This window comes from Kribbella voronezhensis, from assembly GCF_004365175.1.
GTDB classification, from domain to species: domain Bacteria; phylum Actinomycetota; class Actinomycetes; order Propionibacteriales; family Kribbellaceae; genus Kribbella; species Kribbella voronezhensis.
Window position 1 is genome coordinate 4742181 of the sequence record NZ_SOCE01000001.1, and the last position, 15602, is coordinate 4757782.

The window sequence follows — 15602 nt, forward strand, 5'->3', positions numbered from 1 at the left end:
GCACCGGATCCACGCTGGATGTTGCCCCCGGAACAGAGGCCGGGGCCTTGCCGGTGAACAACTCACCGAGGCGGGCAAGGACGCAGCGCGCCACCACACCTCTGCCGACGAAAGGAACACCGCCACATGGCACGCCTCGTAGGGGTCGACCTGCCGCGCGACAAGCGCATCGAGGTCGCTCTCACCTACATCTTCGGTGTAGGTCGTACTCGCGCCCTGAAGACGCTCGAAGCCACCGGGATCTCCGGTGACAAGCGCGTCCACGAACTGGGCGACGAGGAACTGGTCAAGCTCCGCGACTGGATCGAAGGCAACTACAAGATCGAAGGTGACCTCCGTCGTGAGGTGACCGCGGACATCCGCCGCAAGATCGAGATCGGGTCGTACCAGGGTCGCCGGCACCGCAGCGGCCTGCCGGTGCGTGGTCAGCGCACGCGGACCAACGCCCGCAGCCGTAAGGGTCGCCGTAAGGCGATCGCCGGCAAGAAGAAGAAGTGACCCGGATGACCCACAGCCTCGACCTTTCCAGGAGTAACTGACCTATGCCTCCCAAGAGCCGCACAGCGGCCGGCGCGAAGAAGGTGCGCCGCAAGGAGAAGAAGAACGTGGCCGCCGGCCACGCGCACATCAAGAGCACGTTCAACAACACGATCGTGACGATCACCGACCCGACCGGCGCGGTCATCTCGTGGGCCTCCGCGGGCACCGTCGGCTTCAAGGGTTCGCGCAAGTCGACCCCGTTCGCCGCGCAGATGGCAGCCGAGGCTGCCGGCCGGCGTGCGATGGAGCACGGCATGCGCAAGATCGACGTCTTCGTGAAGGGTCCCGGCTCCGGCCGTGAGACCGCGATCCGTTCGCTGGGAGCTGTCGGCCTCGAGGTCGGCACCATCCAGGACGTCACCCCGACCGCCCACAACGGCTGCCGCCCTCCCAAGCGGCGCCGGGTCTGACCCAGAGAAAGGTAGGCAGCGAAAATGGCCCGTTACACCGGACCCATGACCAAGAAGTCGCGCCGTCTCGGGGTCGACCTCGTCGGTGGCGACAAGGCGTTCGAGCGTCGTCCGTACCCGCCGGGTATGCACGGCCGCGGCCGTCCCAAGGAGAGCGAGTATCTGCTCCAGCTTCGTGAGAAGCAGAAGGCCCGCTACGCGTACGGCGTACTCGAGAAGCAGTTCAGCCTGTACTACAAGGAGGCCTCGCGGCGTCCTGGTAAGACCGGTGACAACCTGCTGATCATCCTCGAGTCCCGCCTCGACAACGTCGTGTACCGCGCCGGTCTGGCCCGGACGCGTCGTCAGGCCCGTCAGCTCGTCGTGCACGGTCACTTCACCGTGAACGGCATCAAGGTGAACATCCCGTCGTACCGGGTCGCGGCCCACGACGTGATCGACGTCAAGGCCAAGTCGGCCGAGACGACGCCGTTCATCATCGCCAGGGAGACCCACTCCGAGCGAGTGGTTCCGGCCTGGCTCGAGGCGCTGCCGGACCGGCTGCGGATCCTCGTGCACCAGCTGCCCACCCGGGCACAGATCGACACCCAGGTCGCCGAGCACCTGATCGTCGAGCTCTACTCGAAGAACTGACGTACGCCGGCCGCCGTGGCTCGCGCCGCGGCGGCCGGATCGTCGGTCTTCGATTCGCGACCTCAAATAGTGGTCGTCGCGGAACCAGAAAGAAGAACACCCAGTGCTTATTGCGCAGCGTCCCACCCTGGCCGAAGAGGTCGTCGACGAGCACCGCTCGCGGTTCGTGATCGAGCCGCTCGAGCCGGGCTTCGGCTACACCCTCGGCAACTCCATCCGCCGTACCCTGCTGTCGTCCATCCCGGGCGCGGCCGTCACCAGCATCAAGGTCGACGGTGTCCTGCACGAGTTCTCGACCGTCGCCGGGGTGAAGGAAGACGCCACCCAGCTGATCTTGAACCTCAAGGACCTGGTCGTCTCCTCCGAGCACGACGAGCCGGTCACCATGTACCTGCGCAAGCAGGGCCCCGGTGACGTCACCGCCGCCGACATCGCGCCGCCGGCCGGTGTCGAGGTGCACAACCCGGACCTGAAGATCGCCACCCTGAACGAGAAGGGCCGGCTCGAGATGGAGCTGGTCGTCGAGCGGGGCCGCGGCTACGTGTCCGCGATCCAGAACAAGTCCGCGGACGCCGAGATCGGCCGGATGCCGGTCGACTCGATCTACTCCCCGGTCCTGAAGGTCACCTACAAGGTCGAGGCGACCCGTGTCGAGCAGCGCACCGACTTCGACCGTCTCGTCGTCGACGTCGAGACCAAGCCGTCGATGCTGCCGCGCGACGCCGTGGCGTCGGCCGGTAAGACCCTGGTCGAGCTGTTCGGCCTGGCCCGCGAGCTGAACGTCGAGGCCGAGGGCATCGACATCGGCCCGTCGCCGGTCGACGAGCAGATGGCCGCCGACCTGGCGCTGCCGGTCGAGGACCTGCAGCTGACCGTCCGGTCCTACAACTGCCTCAAGCGCGAGGGCATCCACACCGTCGGTGAGCTGATCTCGCGCAGCGAGCAGGACCTGCTGGACATCCGCAACTTCGGCTCCAAGTCGATCGACGAGGTCAAGCTGAAGCTGGCCGAGATGGGCCTGTCGCTGAAGGACTCGCCCCCCGGCTTCGACCTGCGCGCAGCCGCCGAGGCGTACGGCGACGACGCCGAGGACGAGGACGAGAGCTTCGCCGAGACCGAGCAGTACTGAGCCCATCCAAGGCCCGCACCCGGGCCTGAGATTTCCTGGAGTTACAGAAAATGCCTACCCCCACCAAGGGAAACCGTCTCGGCGGCAGCGCGGCGCACCAGAAGCTGATCCTCAGCAACCTGGCCACCTCGCTGTTCGAGCACGGCGCGATCACCACCACGGCGACCAAGGCCAAGCGCCTGCAGCCGCTGGCGGAGTCCTTGATCACCAAGGCCAAGCGCGGTGACCTGAACTCGCGCCGCCAGGTGATGAAGCGGATTCGCGACAAGTCCGTCGTGCACGTGCTGTTCACCGAGATCGGCGAGCGGTTCGCGGACCGTCCGGGTGGCTACACCCGGATCATCAAGCTCGGCCCGCGCAAGGGCGACAACGCCCCGATGGTGAAGATCGAGCTGGTCGAGGCACTGGCCGACTCGCCGAAGGCGAAGGCTGCCGCGAAGAAGGCCGCCCCGGCCAAGAAGGCGACCGCGAAGAAGGCCGCTGCCAAGGACGAGGCTGCCAAGGACGAGGCTGCCGAGGCTCCGGCCGAGGACGCCAAGGTCCAGGACACCGTCGAGGGCAAGTTCGGCGCCGACTCGGCCGCCCCGAACGCCGACGGCTCCGCGCCCGAGGGCTTCGACATCAAGGGCAACGAGAACTCGATGAAGTACCACACCACCGACTCGCCCTGGTACGACCAGACCGAGGCCGAGGTGTGGTTCCGCACCGAGGAGGCCGCCGCGGCCGCCGGCTTCACGAAGGCCGGCGAGACCGAGGACAAGTAGCTCCTCTGCTGGTCACCAGCAGCGCCCCTGCACTTCTAGTGCGGGGGCGCTGTTGCGTTAGAATGAGCGGCTTTTGCCAGAGCTGGAAGGGTTGCTGTGCGCTTGCGGATTGATCTGAGGTACGACGGCACCGGATTCCACGGCTGGGCCCGTCAGACCGCCCTCAGGAGCGTGCAGGAGACCCTGGAGGAGGCGCTCCGGACCGTACTGCGGATCGCGGAGCCTCCGATGATTACCTGCGCCGGCAGAACCGACACGGGCGTGCACGCCCGCGGCCAGGTCACCCATGTCGACCTGGAGACGGACATGCCGACCCGCGAGCTGCTGAGGCGGCTCAACGGCGTACTGCCCGAGGACGTCGCGGTGACGGCGGTCGCGGTGGCGCCGGAAGGCTTCGACGCCAGGTTCTCGGCCGTTGCCCGGCGCTACGTCTACCGCGTCTGCGACGAACCAGCGGCCTGGGATCCCCTGCGCCGCAAGGAAGTACTGCGAGTAGGCCGGCCACTCGACGTGGACCGGATGAACGAGGCCGCCACCAAGCTGCTGGGCGAGCACGACTTCGCTGCCTTCTGCAAGAAGCGCGAGGGTGCGAGCACTGTGCGAGCCCTGCTGGCCTTCAGTTGGGACAGAGTGGCACCGGGCTTGCTGGAGGGCACGGTGATCGCTGATGCCTTCTGTCATTCGATGGTGCGAGCCCTGGTCGGTTCAGTGATCCCTGTCGGCGACGGGCGGCGTGAGGTGGATTGGCCGGGCGCAGTGCTCGCCGCTGGAGTGCGGGACTCGGCAGTGACCGTGATGCCCGCGCATGGGCTGACCCTGGAAGAAGTGCGATACCCAGCAGACGAAGAACTGGCCAAGCGGGCGCAGGAGTCCCGCCAGGTCAGGGGAGAGGTGCACCAGCGTGGCTGACCACTACTTCTCGGCAGAGCCCACCTCAGCCGACGTACGCCGTGCTGTGCAGGCGCGGATCTGGGGCAAGGAGTACACCTTCACCACAGCGACCGGCGTGTTCTCCCGGGATCGCCTGGACCTCGGTACGTCGGTGCTGCTTCGCGAGGTGCCGCCGCCGACCGGGAGCCACACCGTCCTCGACCTGGGCACCGGGTACGGCCCGATCGCCGTGGCCATCGCGGTGGAGGCGCCCGATGCGCAGGTTTGGGCCGTGGACGTGAACTCCAGAGCCCTCGAACTCACCGCGGAGAACGCGAAGGCGGCCGGTGTCGGCGACCGCGTGCACCCGGTGCTGACGGACGGCGTACCGGAAGACGTACGGTTCGACGAGATCTGGTCGAACCCGGCGATCCACATCGGCAAGCCGGAACTGCACAAGATGCTGCTGCACTGGCTGGCCCGGCTCGCCCCGCAGGGCGTGGCCTGGCTGGTGGTCGGCAAGAACCTCGGCGCGGACTCGCTGCAGAAGTGGCTGGGTGAGCAGGGCTACCCGTGCGAGCGGACGGCCAGCGCCAAGGGATTCCGGGTCCTGAAAGTCACTGCAACGAACCAGGCCGCGACACCGTCCTGAGGGTATGGAGGCGGCCTTGGCGGCGGCAGAGACAGGAACCGAGGCAGGCGCACCCGACTTCGAGTTGTTCGTGACGGAGCGGGTCGACGCCCTGCTGCGGTTCGCCTATGTGCTGACCGGTGACACCTCCCTGGCTGAGGACGCCGTCCAGGACGCCCTGACGACGGCCTGCGCCCGCTGGGGGCGGGTCAGCCGTGCAGACGACCCAGAGGCGTACGTGAAGCGGATGGTGGTCAATGCGCACATCTCGTGGTGGCGTCGCTTCCGGCGCCGCGAGGCACCCGCTGCGGAGCCCACCCGGACAGCGCCGCCCAGTGTCGACGGTGCTGCCGCCAGGGCCGACGCGGAGGCCGTCTGGGCTCTCTGCTCGACACTGCCGGACAAGCAGCGAGCAGCCGTCGTACTGCGCTTCTACGAAGAGCTCTCGTACGCCGAGATCGCAGGGCTGCTCCACTGCGCCGAAGCGACGGCCAGGTCGCATGTACACAGGGCATTGGCGTCACTGAAGGACACACTGAGCAAGGAAGGAGCCGAGGATGCCTGAGCACGAACCAGAGCAGGAACTCGGCCCCAAGATCGCAGACGCCTTCCAGACCAAGGCGGACTCGGCGCGCGGCTTCCGCTCGCAGGGAATGGCCCGGATCGCCCGCGGCAGGGTTCGTCGTCGGCGGCAGACGCTGATCATCGCTGCGGCGACTGTAGTGGTCGCAGTGTCGATCGGGGGCGTCTGGGGCGCCATTGGTGGGCCGTCACCGGTCTCCACCAGCGCCGGCGACAGCAAGGCGGCCGCCGAGGGCAGTGGTCCGCTCAGCGACAGTCCTCAGGCACCTAGCGAGGACAGCGGCACGGCGTGCCCGCAGAGCCATCCGATCGAGACAGCTCCCGGGCCGGAGGCGGTGCCGCCGGGCACCGGCCTCGACGTAGAACAGCCCGTGTACGGGCTCCAGGCGTGCCGCTACCGCATTTCCCCGGGTGACCCGATGCTGCTGGGCTCGGCGGGCTTCAACGCCGACACAGCGCAGCAGGTGGTCGATGCGATCAAGGTGCTGCCGGAGCGCAATCCGGACCTTCCGGTGTTCAAGTGCGCCCCGTCGGCCCGCGCCAAGGAGGCGATCGTGCTCCGGTTCGACACCTCGCGGGGACAGCGGGAGATCTGGGTCGCGTACGACGGGTGCGCGTCGGTCGGGTTCTTCACCGGCTCGCGGACGTTCGGGCTGTACGCGGCACCGCTCAAGTTGTTCATGAAGGGCACTGTTCGCCCCGCCGGCGGGATCTACCTGGACCACCTGAAGGGCTGGTAGGGCATAACCGTTCGCCGTACCGCGAACTGCCGGTCAGACTGGTGGGCATGGGTCACGTGGATGTCGCCGGAATCGGGTTCGAGTTGCCGGACGGGCGGGTGTTGCTGGACGACATCACCTTCCGGGTCGGGGACGGGGCCAAGGTGGCCCTGGTCGGGGCGAACGGTTCCGGTAAGACCACGCTGACCAGGATCATCGCGGGCGACCTGAAGCCGCACAGCGGCAGCATCGCGCGGTCCGGCGGACTCGGGGTGATGCGCCAGTTCGTCGGCTCGGTCCGCGACTCCTCGACGGTCCGCGATCTGCTCCTCGGGGTCGCGCCGGCCGCGGTACAGGAGGCCGCCGTCAAGCTCGATCAGGCCGAGCTGGCGATGATGGAGGCCGACGACGAGAAGACCCAGTTGCGTTATGCCCAGGCGGTCGCGGACTGGGGCGAGGTCGGCGGCTACGACGCCGAGGTGCTCTGGGACGTCTGTACGACCTCGGCGCTCGGCATCCCGTACGACAACTGCCGCTGGCGTGAGGTGAAGACCTTGTCGGGCGGTGAGCAGAAACGCCTCGTCCTGGAAGCGCTGCTGCGCGGCCCCGACGAGGTGCTGATGCTGGACGAGCCGGACAACTACCTCGACGTACCGGCGAAGCGCTGGCTCGAGGAGCAGCTCAACGCCACCCAGAAGACCGTGCTCTACATCAGCCACGACCGCGAGTTGCTGGCCAACACCGCGACCCGGATCGTCACCGTCGAACTAGGTGCCGCAGGCAACACCATCTGGACGCACGGCGGTGGCTTCAAGACGTACCACGAGGCCCGCAAGCACCGGTTCGAACGGTTCGAGGAGCTGCGTCGCCGGTGGGACGAGGAGCACGCCAAACTCAAAGCCCTGGTGCTGATGTACAAGCAGAAGGCGGCGTACAACGACGGCCTCGCCTCGCGCTACAAGGCCGCCCAGACGCGGCTGCGCAAGTTCGAGGAGGCCGGGCCGCCGCAGGCGATCCCGCGCGAGCAGAAGGTCAGCATGCGGCTCACCGGCGGCCGCACCGGCAAGCGCGCCGTCGTTGCGACCGGGCTCGAGCTGACCGGCCTGATGAAGCCGTTCGACCTGGAGGTCTGGTACGGCGAACGCGTGGCCGTCCTGGGTTCGAACGGTTCCGGCAAGTCGCACTTCCTGCGGCTGCTCGCCAATGGTGGAACGGATCCGGACATCGAGCACCAGCCGGTCGGCGACGTGCCGATCAAACCGGTCGCGCACACCGGCAACGTCAAGCTGGGCGCACGGGTCCGGCCCGGCTGGTTCGCGCAGACGCACGAGCACCCGGAGCTGGTCGGCCGGACGCTGCTGGAGATCCTGCACCGCGGCGACGACCACCGCGAGGGGATGGGCCGCGAGCTGGCGTCGCGCAAGCTCGACCGGTACGAGCTGGCGCACGCCGCCGAGCAGACCTTCGACAGCTTGTCGGGCGGGCAGCAGGCGCGGTTCCAGATCCTGCTGCTGGAGTTGTCGGGCGCTACCTTGCTGCTGCTCGACGAGCCGACGGACAACCTGGACGTGGAGTCTGCCGAGGCGCTGGAGGAAGGCCTGGACTCCTTCGACGGAACGGTGCTCGCGGTCACCCACGACCGCTGGTTCTCCCGCGGCTTCGACCGCTACCTGGTCTTCGGCAGCGACGGTTCGGTCTACGAGTCCCCGACCCCGATCTGGGACGAGGGCCGGGTGGAACGCGCTCGTTAATCGTTGAGGCACCAGCCGTCGCGATAGGCGGCCCAGTGTTCGGGGGTCGCGGCGAAGTCGACGTACAGGGCCAGGCCGAAGTTCTGCCGGGTCGATTTGCCGAGGCCGAGGCGGGCGCCGCGAACAGCGGCAGCGACGGTCTCGGCCGATCCGCGGTGGGACATGTCGTTCTCGTAGTACGCGGGTAGTCCAATCAACAGGTCGGTGCCGGGTGGGGTCGCGGCCAGCGCCATTTCGGTCTGCTGGGCAACGAAGCCGCCGTACAGGGATTCGAGTGGCATCGCGGTGTCGTACGACATCACCGCGATCTGCTCGACCCGGCGGGCGACCTCGCCGAAGTACTGCTTGGACCACCACTTGCTCTGGCCGGTGAGCGCGACCAGTACGCCGTTCATGCCGGGCCGCGGGTTGAGTTGTGCGGCGGCGACCGACAGCGGTACGCCGCGGGTCTTGGTCATCGCGTGCACCTGATCGAGCAGGGCGAGGAAGCTCTCGGAGCCGGACTGCAAGGGTTCCAGGTCGAAGTGGATGCCGTCGAAGCCTTCGTCGAGCACCTGCGAGGAGGATGCGGTCACGCGGTCACGGACGGCCGCGTCGTCGAGGTCCATGCCGGGATTCTTCTGCGGCAGCACGACGTCGCCGAGCCAGGCCTGCACGCGGACGTTCGGCATCGCCCGGTGGACGGCATCGAGGAACCAGGTGGCCTTCGGCGCAACGGTTGCCAACGGCAAGGATCCGTCGTGCTCCAGCGGCCCTGTGTGCACGTAGAGATCGCGGATGCCGGTGCCCTCGAGTTGTTTGGCGAGGGCGGTGATGTCGGCCTGCGTCTTACGGCCGTCGACCCAGGCATGGCCGAGCCACAGCGCGTCCTGGCCGCGAGTTCTTGCTTCGCTCGACGGCTCACCGGAGTACGAGATTCGGAGTGACGCGGCGTGTAGTCCGAGTGGCACCGGAATCGCCAGCAGGAAGGCGATCGCGAGGACGAAGAGGATCCGGCGACGGCGCGACCAAGCTCGCCAGCGCTGCCTCATCCGGTCGGCGCCGGGCGAAGTCCGTCGTACAGGATGTCGAGCATCTTGTCCCGGACGGCCGGGTCGAGTCCGGCAGCCGTCGCGCCGCGGGATGCGCCGATCAGCAAGGCATACACCTCGGGGAAGTCGGCATCGGCCCGTACTGCGTTGCTCTGCTGCGCGCGGCTGAGCAACTTCCCGAACGCCTCCCGCATTCCCGCGCCCGCGCTCCTCGCCGTTTCGCCGGCCGCGGACCCCGAAGCGACCAGCGCCTCAGAGATCGCGAGCTTGGTCGACGCCTCGGCGACCACCTGACTGAAGAACCCGTAGAAGGCGGCACCGGCATCCGGCTCGTCGGCGAGTTCGGTGGCGCGGTCTCGCAGTCGTTCCAGCCGCACGGTGAGGACCGCCTCGAGCAGTTCGACCTTGGTCGGGAAGTGCCGGAATACCGTGCCGATCCCCACCCCGGCCTGCTTGGCGACGTCCTCGGTGGAGGCACCGGGCGTCCGGCCGAAGATTTCCTCGGCGGCCGCCAGGATCCGGTTCCGGTTGTCCTGCGCATCAGCTCGCACCAGCCACGCCTCCTTGGTCACCGCACAGCGTAGGAGACGCCGATGTCCGTCGAGAAGTTGTAAACGGAGTCGCTACTCCATATATTCGGAGTCGCTACTCCGTTTAACCACGAGAAGGGTTCCGCGTATGACTCCCACCGAGGTGTTCCTGCAACTGGTCCACGGCGTCTGCGACCGCCGGTACGACGAACTGCCCGACCTGTACGCCGAACAGACCGACGTGCGGCACCCGTTCTCGCCGTACGGGGAGAAACCACTGCTTTCCCGGCAGGCGCTGCGCGAGCACTTCGGCGCGGTAGGGCCGCGGGCCGGCGCCGCCATCCGCTTCGAGCCGGCCAATCTCCAGATCCACGAGACCAAGGATCCGGAGGTGATCGTGGCCGAGTTCGACTACGCCGGCACCGTGATCGAGACCGGCGAACCGTTCACCGTGCCCTGCATCTTCGTCCTGCGGATCCGCGACGGACTGATCGTCGAGTCCCGCGACTATCTCGACCACATCGCGATGTCCCGCGCTCGTGGCCGGCTGGACGAATTGATCGCAGTACTGCGGGAACCGCTCGGCGAACCCGCCGCGTCGTAGTTGCCAGAAGCGCAAAAACGACCCCGGTCCGAGGCCTTGCACCCGGACCGGGGTCGTTCCAATGCTTACTGGGTCAGCGGTCGCCCATGGGGACGTACTGGACGCCGCGCTCGCCGGTGTAGATCTGCTTCGGGCGGGCGATCTTCTGGTCGCTGTCGCCGAGCGACTCCGCCCACTGGGCCAGCCAGCCCGACGTCCGCGGGATGGCGAACAGCACGGTGAACATCTCCGGCGGGAACTGCAGCGCCTCGTAGATCAGGCCGGAGTAGAAGTCCACGTTCGGGTAGAGCTTGCGGGAGACGAAGTACTCGTCCTCCAGCGCGATCTTCTCGAGCTCGACGGCGATCTTCAGCAGCGGGTTGATGCCCGTCACCTCGAACACGTCGTCGGCGGCCTTCTTGATGATCTTGGCGCGCGGGTCGTAGTTCTTGTAGACCCGGTGGCCGAAGCCCATCAGCCGTTCCTCGCCGGCCTTCACGCCCTCGATGAACGACGGCACGTTGTCGACCGAGCCGATCCGGCGCAGCATCTTCAGCACCGCCTCGTTGGCGCCGCCGTGCAGCGGGCCGTAGAGCGCGGCGATGCCACCGGTGACCGCGGAGTACGGGTCGACCTGGGTCGAGCCGATCGCCCGGACCGCGTTGGTGGAAGCGTTCTGCTCGTGGTCGGCGTGCAGGATGAACAGGATCTCCAGCGCGCGCACCAGACGGTCGTCGGCGGCGTACTTCGGCTCGCTCATCTTGAACAGCATCGACAGGAAGTTGGCCGCGTAGCTGAGCTCGTTGTCGGGGTAGACGTACGGCTTGCCCTGCGCGTGCCGGAAGGAGAAGGCGCCCAGCGTCGGCATCTTCGCGATCAGCCGGCGGATCTGCAGCGCCCGCGACTCCTCGTCGAAGATGTCGCGCGACTCCGGGTAGAAGGTGGACAGCGCGCCGACCGAGGCCAGCAGCATCCCCATCGGGTGCGCGTCGTACCGGAAGCCCTGCATGAAGGTCTTCAGGTTCTCGTGCACGAACGTGTGATACGTCACGTCATGCACCCAGGCTTCGTACTCCGCCTTGTTCGGCAGCTTGCCGTTCACCAGCAGGTACGCCACTTCGAGGTAGTTGGACTGCTCGGCGAGCTGCTCGATCGGGTAGCCGCGGTACTCTAGGATGCCCTTGTCGCCGTCGATGAACGTGACGGAGGACCGGGTGGAGGCGGTGTTGACGAAGCCGGGGTCGTAGGTGGCCAGGCCACCGTCTCCCTCGGCCGCGCTGATCTGCTTGAGATCGGCGGCGCGGATGGTGCCATCGGTGATGGCAAGGTCGTAGTCCTTGCCGGTCCGGTTGTCCCGGACGGTGAGCGACTGTTCGGTCACAATGCCCTCTTCGCAAGCTGGCGTCATCGCCCGAGGAAAGCCCCGTGAGTGAGGGTCATCGTCGCCGGCGGGACGCGGATCGGACTTCAATCTTCACCGCTAAACTAGTGCGGTCCTCAGCTCGTTCCAAGCCGGGGTCCCCAGCTGGCCTGGGCTCACTTTGACCCAAAGGCTCCCGCGCCGGTATTCTGGGCTGTCGTTGTGCGTTTCTAGGCCTGTCCCCGGTAGGAGTTGGGGTATGGCGGGCCGCTCGCCGACGTCTGTATCTGTTTTGTCAACCTCTGAGAAACGAAGGTCAACGACCGTGCGCACGTACAGCCCGAAACCTGCTGACGTCACCCGTGAGTGGCATGTGATCGACGCCACCGACGTCGTGCTCGGTCGGCTCGCCGTCCAGATCGCCACCCTGCTGCGCGGCAAGCACAAGCCGACGTTCGCGCCGCACGTGGACGGCGGTGACTTCGTGGTCGTCATCAACGCCTCCAAGATCGCCCTGTCCGGCAACAAGCGGACCGACAAGCTGGCCTACCGCCACTCGGGTCACCCGGGTGGTCTGACCGCTACACCGGTCGGCGAGATCCTCGAGAAGGACCCTCGCAAGGCCGTCGAGAAGGCTGTCTGGGGCATGCTGCCGAAGAACCGTCTGAGCCGGAAGCTGCTCAGCAAGCTGAAGGTGTACGCCGGCCCGGAGCACCCGCACAGCGCCCAGCAGCCGAAGCCTTTCGAGATCACCCAGATCGCTCAGTAGTAGCGGTCGACGAGCCAGTTAAACGAGGATTCCCAGCGTGAGCGACATCACCACCGAGACCGAAGACTTCGACACCGAGGTCCCCATCGACACCGAGGGCCCGGTCGCCTACACCTCCGAGACGAACCCGACTCCGGAGCAGCGCGCCGAGTCCGGTCGCGTCGCGGTGATCAACCCGGCCGGTGCGACCGGTCGCCGCAAGGAGGCCGTCGCTCGCGTCCGCCTCATTCCGGGGACGGGCAACATCACCGTCAACGGCAAGCCGATCGACGTGTACTTCCCGAACAAGGTGCACCAGCAGCACGTGAACGAGCCGTTCGTGGTTGCCGGTCTCGAGGGTTCGTACGACGTGATCGCGCGGATCAACGGCGGCGGCATCACCGGCCAGGCCGGTGCGCTGCAGCTGGGGATCGCCCGCTGCCTGAACGCCGCCGACGAAGAGGCGAACCGGCCGGGTCTGAAGAAGGCCGGTCTGCTCAGCCGCGACGCGCGGATCAAGGAGCGTAAGAAGGCCGGTCTCAAGAAGGCCCGTAAGGCTCCGCAGTACAGCAAGCGCTGATTTCCTGATGTCGCGTTTGTTCGGCACGGACGGTGTCCGTGGCCTGGCGAACGTGGACCTGACCGCGGAGCTGGCGCTCGACCTCTCGGTCGCCGCCGCTCACGTACTCGGCGAGGCCGGTGCCTTCGAAGGGCACCGGCCACGCGCCGTTGTGGGCCGGGATCCACGTGCCAGCGGTGAATTCCTGGAAGCCGCCGTGGTGGCCGGTCTGGCCAGCGCCGGCGTCGATGTCGTCCGGCTCGGCGTCCTGCCGACCCCGGCCGTCGCGTATCTGACCGGTTCGACCGGGTCCGACCTCGGCGTGATGCTGTCGGCCAGCCACAACCCGATGCCCGACAACGGCATCAAGTTCCTGGCCCGCGGCGGGATCAAGCTCGACGACGCGATCGAGGACGCCATCGAGGTCCGCGTCGGCGAGGAATGGCAACGCCCGACCGGCGCGGCTGTCGGCCGCGTGCTCGACGACGGGCAAGGCTTCGAGACCTACGTCTCGCACCTGGTCCGCTCCGCCCCGAACCGTTTCGACGGGGTCAAGGTCGTCATCGACTGCGCCAACGGCGCCGCTTCGCTGACTGCCCCGGAGGCGCTGCGCCGCCTCGGCGCCGAGGTGATCACGTACGGCGCCTCGCCGGACGGACTCAACATCAACCTCGACTGCGGTTCCACCCACATGGAGGGCCTGCGCCGTGAGGTGATCGGCCACCGCGCCGACCTCGGCATCGCGCTCGACGGCGACGCCGACCGCTGCTTGGCCGTCGACGCCGCCGGCGAACTGGTCGACGGTGACCAGATCCTGGCGATCCTGGCGCTGGCCATGCGCGACAGCGGCAAGTTGCACAACGACACCGTCGTGGCGACCGTGATGAGCAATCTCGGGTTCGTCCAGGCGATGGTCCGCGAGCAGATCGCGGTCGAGCAGACCAAGGTCGGCGACCGCTACGTGCTGGAGGCAATGAAGGCCGGCGGTCACAAACTCGGCGGCGAGCAGTCCGGGCACGTGATCCTGTCCGACCACGCCACCACCGGCGACGGCACGCTGACCGCGGCGATGCTGCTGGCCCGGGTCGCCCAGACCGGCAAGTCACTGGCCGACCTGGCCGCCGTGATGACCCGTCTCCCGCAGATCCTGGTCAACGTCCCGGACGTCGACAAGTCGCGGGCCGGCACGGACCCCGAAGTACAGGCTGCTGTAGCTGCTGCCACGGCCCGCCTGGGTGACAGTGGGCGAGTGCTTCTCCGGCCGTCCGGCACCGAGCCTTTGGTTCGTGTGATGGTCGAGGCCGAGTCCTCTGCCATCGCTGACGAAGTGGCGCACGAGTTGGCCGCTGTCGTGGCCAACTCGCTCAAACTCTGACCTCGGCTGTTGGGCGATCGGTTATCGGCTTGCTTTGCCGATAACCGGTTGCCTGCCGGGGATGCAGACGGATGCAATGGCGGGCATGGCCACATCTGGGGTGGATGGATCACCTGTGCGCATTGGCGCTCTCGTTCCGCTGACTCGGCCGGGGTGGGTCGAGGCCGGGCGGCATCTGCTCGCCGGGCTCGAGTTGGCCGTGCGCGACGTGAACGAGGCCGGCGGTGGGCCTCTTGAGCTGCTGGTCCGGGACACCGCGGCCGATCCGGAGCGGGCTGCTGCGGCCGTGGACGAGTTGGCTGAGCTGGGCGTGGTGGCGTTGGCGGGTGAGTATCACAGCGTCGTAGCTCGTGCCGCTGCCAGCAGAGCCGACGCTCTCGGTCTGCCGTTTGTCTGCTCCTCGGCAGTTCTCGACGCGCTGGTCGATCGTCCGACGGAATGGATCGCGCGCCTCGCGCCCCCGCAGTCGCGAGGTTGGCAGACCTACGCGGACTTCCTCCTCGGCGCGGGCCACAGCCGAATCGCCGTGGTCTCCCAGCCGAGCGTCTACTGGGCAGCCGGAACCCGCATTCTGCGGGACCACCTCACGCTTCGCGGTGGCTCGCTCATCGAGCTCGACCTGAACGCGCCTGCTGCGATATGCGACGACTTGGTGGAGCATGGCGCGACGGCTCTCCTTCTTTTGGTCGGCATCCCGGAACCGGCCGTGCCGATCGTCAAAGCCGTACGCCGAGACCAGCGCCTCGCGGACCTCTTGCTCGGCGCTCCAGCCGGCCAGCCGGAGTTCGCCGAATGGGCGAAGCTACTGGGCGAGGACGGCACCGCGATCCCCTTCCTGCGTTACCTTCCCGACCACCTCACCGCGCTCGGCGCCCGAGTCGACGCCACCCTCCGCGATGAGTTGCCCGAGGCCCCTTCTTTCGTAGCCTTCGAGGGCTACGACACGATAGTTGTCCTGGCCGACCTCCTGCGTTCCCACGGCACAGACCGCCGGCGCTTGGCCAACTCCTGGCAGCACGTCGACATCTCCGGCACCCGCGGCCAAATCCAGTTCACCCGTCCGCCAGGCCTCGACCTCTGGCAATGGACCTATCCACCAATCCAGGTGGCAGACCGAGACCCAGCAGCCCTCGACAACTTCCGCACCCGCCACACGCGATGAAAGCCCGACCTGACAGGGGCAACCCTCCCATGCACCTGTTCAGGGTTTAGCTCGTACGACGCCCACGCACCGCCTCCGGGCGCTCCCACCCACCCCCGCCCGGCGCTCCTCCGCCGCGCCTCGTGCCATGGTGCACGTCGCCTTCAGCTGGGGCTGCAGAACCGGGCCCACCAATCGGTCGACGATCCCCAGATGTCGCAGACCTGTCTCGACAACCAGCCCAGA

18 protein-coding genes are annotated in these 15602 nt (G+C 67.6%); 15 read left to right on the forward strand and 3 right to left on the reverse strand.

Annotated elements, in window-relative coordinates:
• The first annotated feature begins 126 nt into the window (after nucleotides 1–126).
• The 10 genes from rpsM (at nucleotide 127) to EV138_RS22265 (ending at nucleotide 8029) form a co-directional block, all read left to right on the forward strand.
• Nucleotides 127–498 carry a 30S ribosomal protein S13 gene (gene rpsM / locus EV138_RS22220; protein ID WP_012923660.1) on the forward strand — a complete coding sequence of 124 codons (372 nt, stop codon included), beginning with the start codon at nucleotides 127–129 and terminating at the stop codon, nucleotides 496–498.
• Nucleotides 499–542: 44 nt separating this feature from the next.
• Nucleotides 543–950 (forward strand): 30S ribosomal protein S11, encoded by a 408-nt coding sequence (gene rpsK / locus EV138_RS22225; RefSeq protein ID WP_012923659.1) that lies wholly within the window; start codon nucleotides 543–545, stop codon nucleotides 948–950.
• Nucleotides 951–974: 24 nt separating this feature from the next.
• The gene (gene rpsD, locus EV138_RS22230; protein ID WP_133980730.1) at nucleotides 975–1583 is read left to right on the forward strand and encodes a 30S ribosomal protein S4; all 609 of its coding nucleotides are present in this window, start codon (nucleotides 975–977) and stop codon (nucleotides 1581–1583) included.
• Between the two features lie 103 nt (nucleotides 1584–1686).
• Nucleotides 1687–2712: a DNA-directed RNA polymerase subunit alpha gene (locus EV138_RS22235; RefSeq protein ID WP_112243143.1), complete on the forward strand. Its 1026-nt coding sequence runs from the start codon at nucleotides 1687–1689 to the stop codon at nucleotides 2710–2712.
• 50 nt (nucleotides 2713–2762) lie between these two features.
• A complete protein-coding gene (gene rplQ / locus EV138_RS38675) occupies nucleotides 2763–3476 on the forward strand; it encodes a 50S ribosomal protein L17, sunset domain variant (RefSeq protein ID WP_133980731.1) in 714 nt (237 codons plus the stop codon).
• Nucleotides 3477–3572: 96 nt separating this feature from the next.
• A complete protein-coding gene (gene truA, locus EV138_RS22245; RefSeq protein ID WP_133980732.1) occupies nucleotides 3573–4385 on the forward strand; it encodes a tRNA pseudouridine(38-40) synthase TruA in 813 nt (270 codons plus the stop codon).
• On the forward strand, nucleotides 4378–4998 hold the full coding sequence (locus tag EV138_RS22250) for a class I SAM-dependent methyltransferase (protein ID WP_133980733.1): 621 nt from the start codon (nucleotides 4378–4380) through the stop codon (nucleotides 4996–4998). Before truA ends, EV138_RS22250 begins: the two co-directional genes overlap by 8 nt.
• 16 nt (nucleotides 4999–5014) lie before the next feature.
• Nucleotides 5015–5542, forward strand: a complete 528-nt coding sequence (locus EV138_RS22255) for a SigE family RNA polymerase sigma factor (protein ID WP_232828439.1) — start codon at nucleotides 5015–5017, stop codon at nucleotides 5540–5542.
• On the forward strand, nucleotides 5535–6299 hold the full coding sequence (locus EV138_RS22260) for a hypothetical protein (RefSeq protein WP_133980734.1): 765 nt from the start codon (nucleotides 5535–5537) through the stop codon (nucleotides 6297–6299). The genes EV138_RS22255 and EV138_RS22260 overlap by 8 nt, the downstream gene beginning before the upstream one ends.
• Before the next feature lie 47 nt (nucleotides 6300–6346).
• The gene (locus tag EV138_RS22265; protein ID WP_133980735.1) at nucleotides 6347–8029 is read left to right on the forward strand and encodes an ABC-F family ATP-binding cassette domain-containing protein; all 1683 of its coding nucleotides are present in this window, start codon (nucleotides 6347–6349) and stop codon (nucleotides 8027–8029) included.
• On the opposite strand, the gene EV138_RS22270 is transcribed toward EV138_RS22265, so the two are convergent.
• Complete coding sequence (locus tag EV138_RS22270) at nucleotides 8026–9060, reverse strand: glycoside hydrolase family 18 protein (RefSeq protein WP_133980736.1); 1035 nt, start codon at nucleotides 9058–9060, stop codon at nucleotides 8026–8028. The genes EV138_RS22265 and EV138_RS22270 overlap by 4 nt on opposite strands.
• Entirely contained in the window at nucleotides 9057–9632 is a 576-nt protein-coding gene (locus EV138_RS22275; RefSeq protein ID WP_133980737.1) for a TetR/AcrR family transcriptional regulator, read from the reverse strand. The genes EV138_RS22270 and EV138_RS22275 overlap by 4 nt, the downstream gene beginning before the upstream one ends.
• Nucleotides 9633–9738: 106 nt before the next feature.
• Between EV138_RS22275 and EV138_RS22280 the strand changes: the two genes are divergently transcribed.
• Nucleotides 9739–10194 (forward strand): nuclear transport factor 2 family protein, encoded by a 456-nt coding sequence (locus EV138_RS22280; RefSeq protein ID WP_133980738.1) that lies wholly within the window; start codon nucleotides 9739–9741, stop codon nucleotides 10192–10194.
• Nucleotides 10195–10267: 73 nt separating this feature from the next.
• On the opposite strand, the gene EV138_RS22285 is transcribed toward EV138_RS22280, so the two are convergent.
• Nucleotides 10268–11554 (reverse strand): citrate synthase, encoded by a 1287-nt coding sequence (locus EV138_RS22285; protein ID WP_238158285.1) that lies wholly within the window; start codon nucleotides 11552–11554, stop codon nucleotides 10268–10270.
• A gap of 304 nt (nucleotides 11555–11858) precedes the next feature.
• Between EV138_RS22285 and rplM the strand changes: the two genes are divergently transcribed.
• The 4 genes from rplM (at nucleotide 11859) to EV138_RS22305 (ending at nucleotide 15377) form a co-directional block, all read left to right on the forward strand.
• Entirely contained in the window at nucleotides 11859–12302 is a 444-nt protein-coding gene (gene rplM / locus EV138_RS22290; protein WP_112243122.1) for a 50S ribosomal protein L13, read from the forward strand.
• A gap of 37 nt (nucleotides 12303–12339) precedes the next feature.
• On the forward strand, nucleotides 12340–12861 hold the full coding sequence (rpsI, locus tag EV138_RS22295) for a 30S ribosomal protein S9 (protein WP_112243120.1): 522 nt from the start codon (nucleotides 12340–12342) through the stop codon (nucleotides 12859–12861).
• 7 nt (nucleotides 12862–12868) lie between these two features.
• Nucleotides 12869–14215: a phosphoglucosamine mutase gene (gene glmM / locus EV138_RS22300; protein ID WP_133980740.1), complete on the forward strand. Its 1347-nt coding sequence runs from the start codon at nucleotides 12869–12871 to the stop codon at nucleotides 14213–14215.
• Nucleotides 14216–14330: 115 nt separating this feature from the next.
• On the forward strand, nucleotides 14331–15377 hold the full coding sequence (locus tag EV138_RS22305; RefSeq protein WP_238158286.1) for an ABC transporter substrate-binding protein: 1047 nt from the start codon (nucleotides 14331–14333) through the stop codon (nucleotides 15375–15377).
• Nucleotides 15378–15602 lie beyond the last annotated feature (225 nt).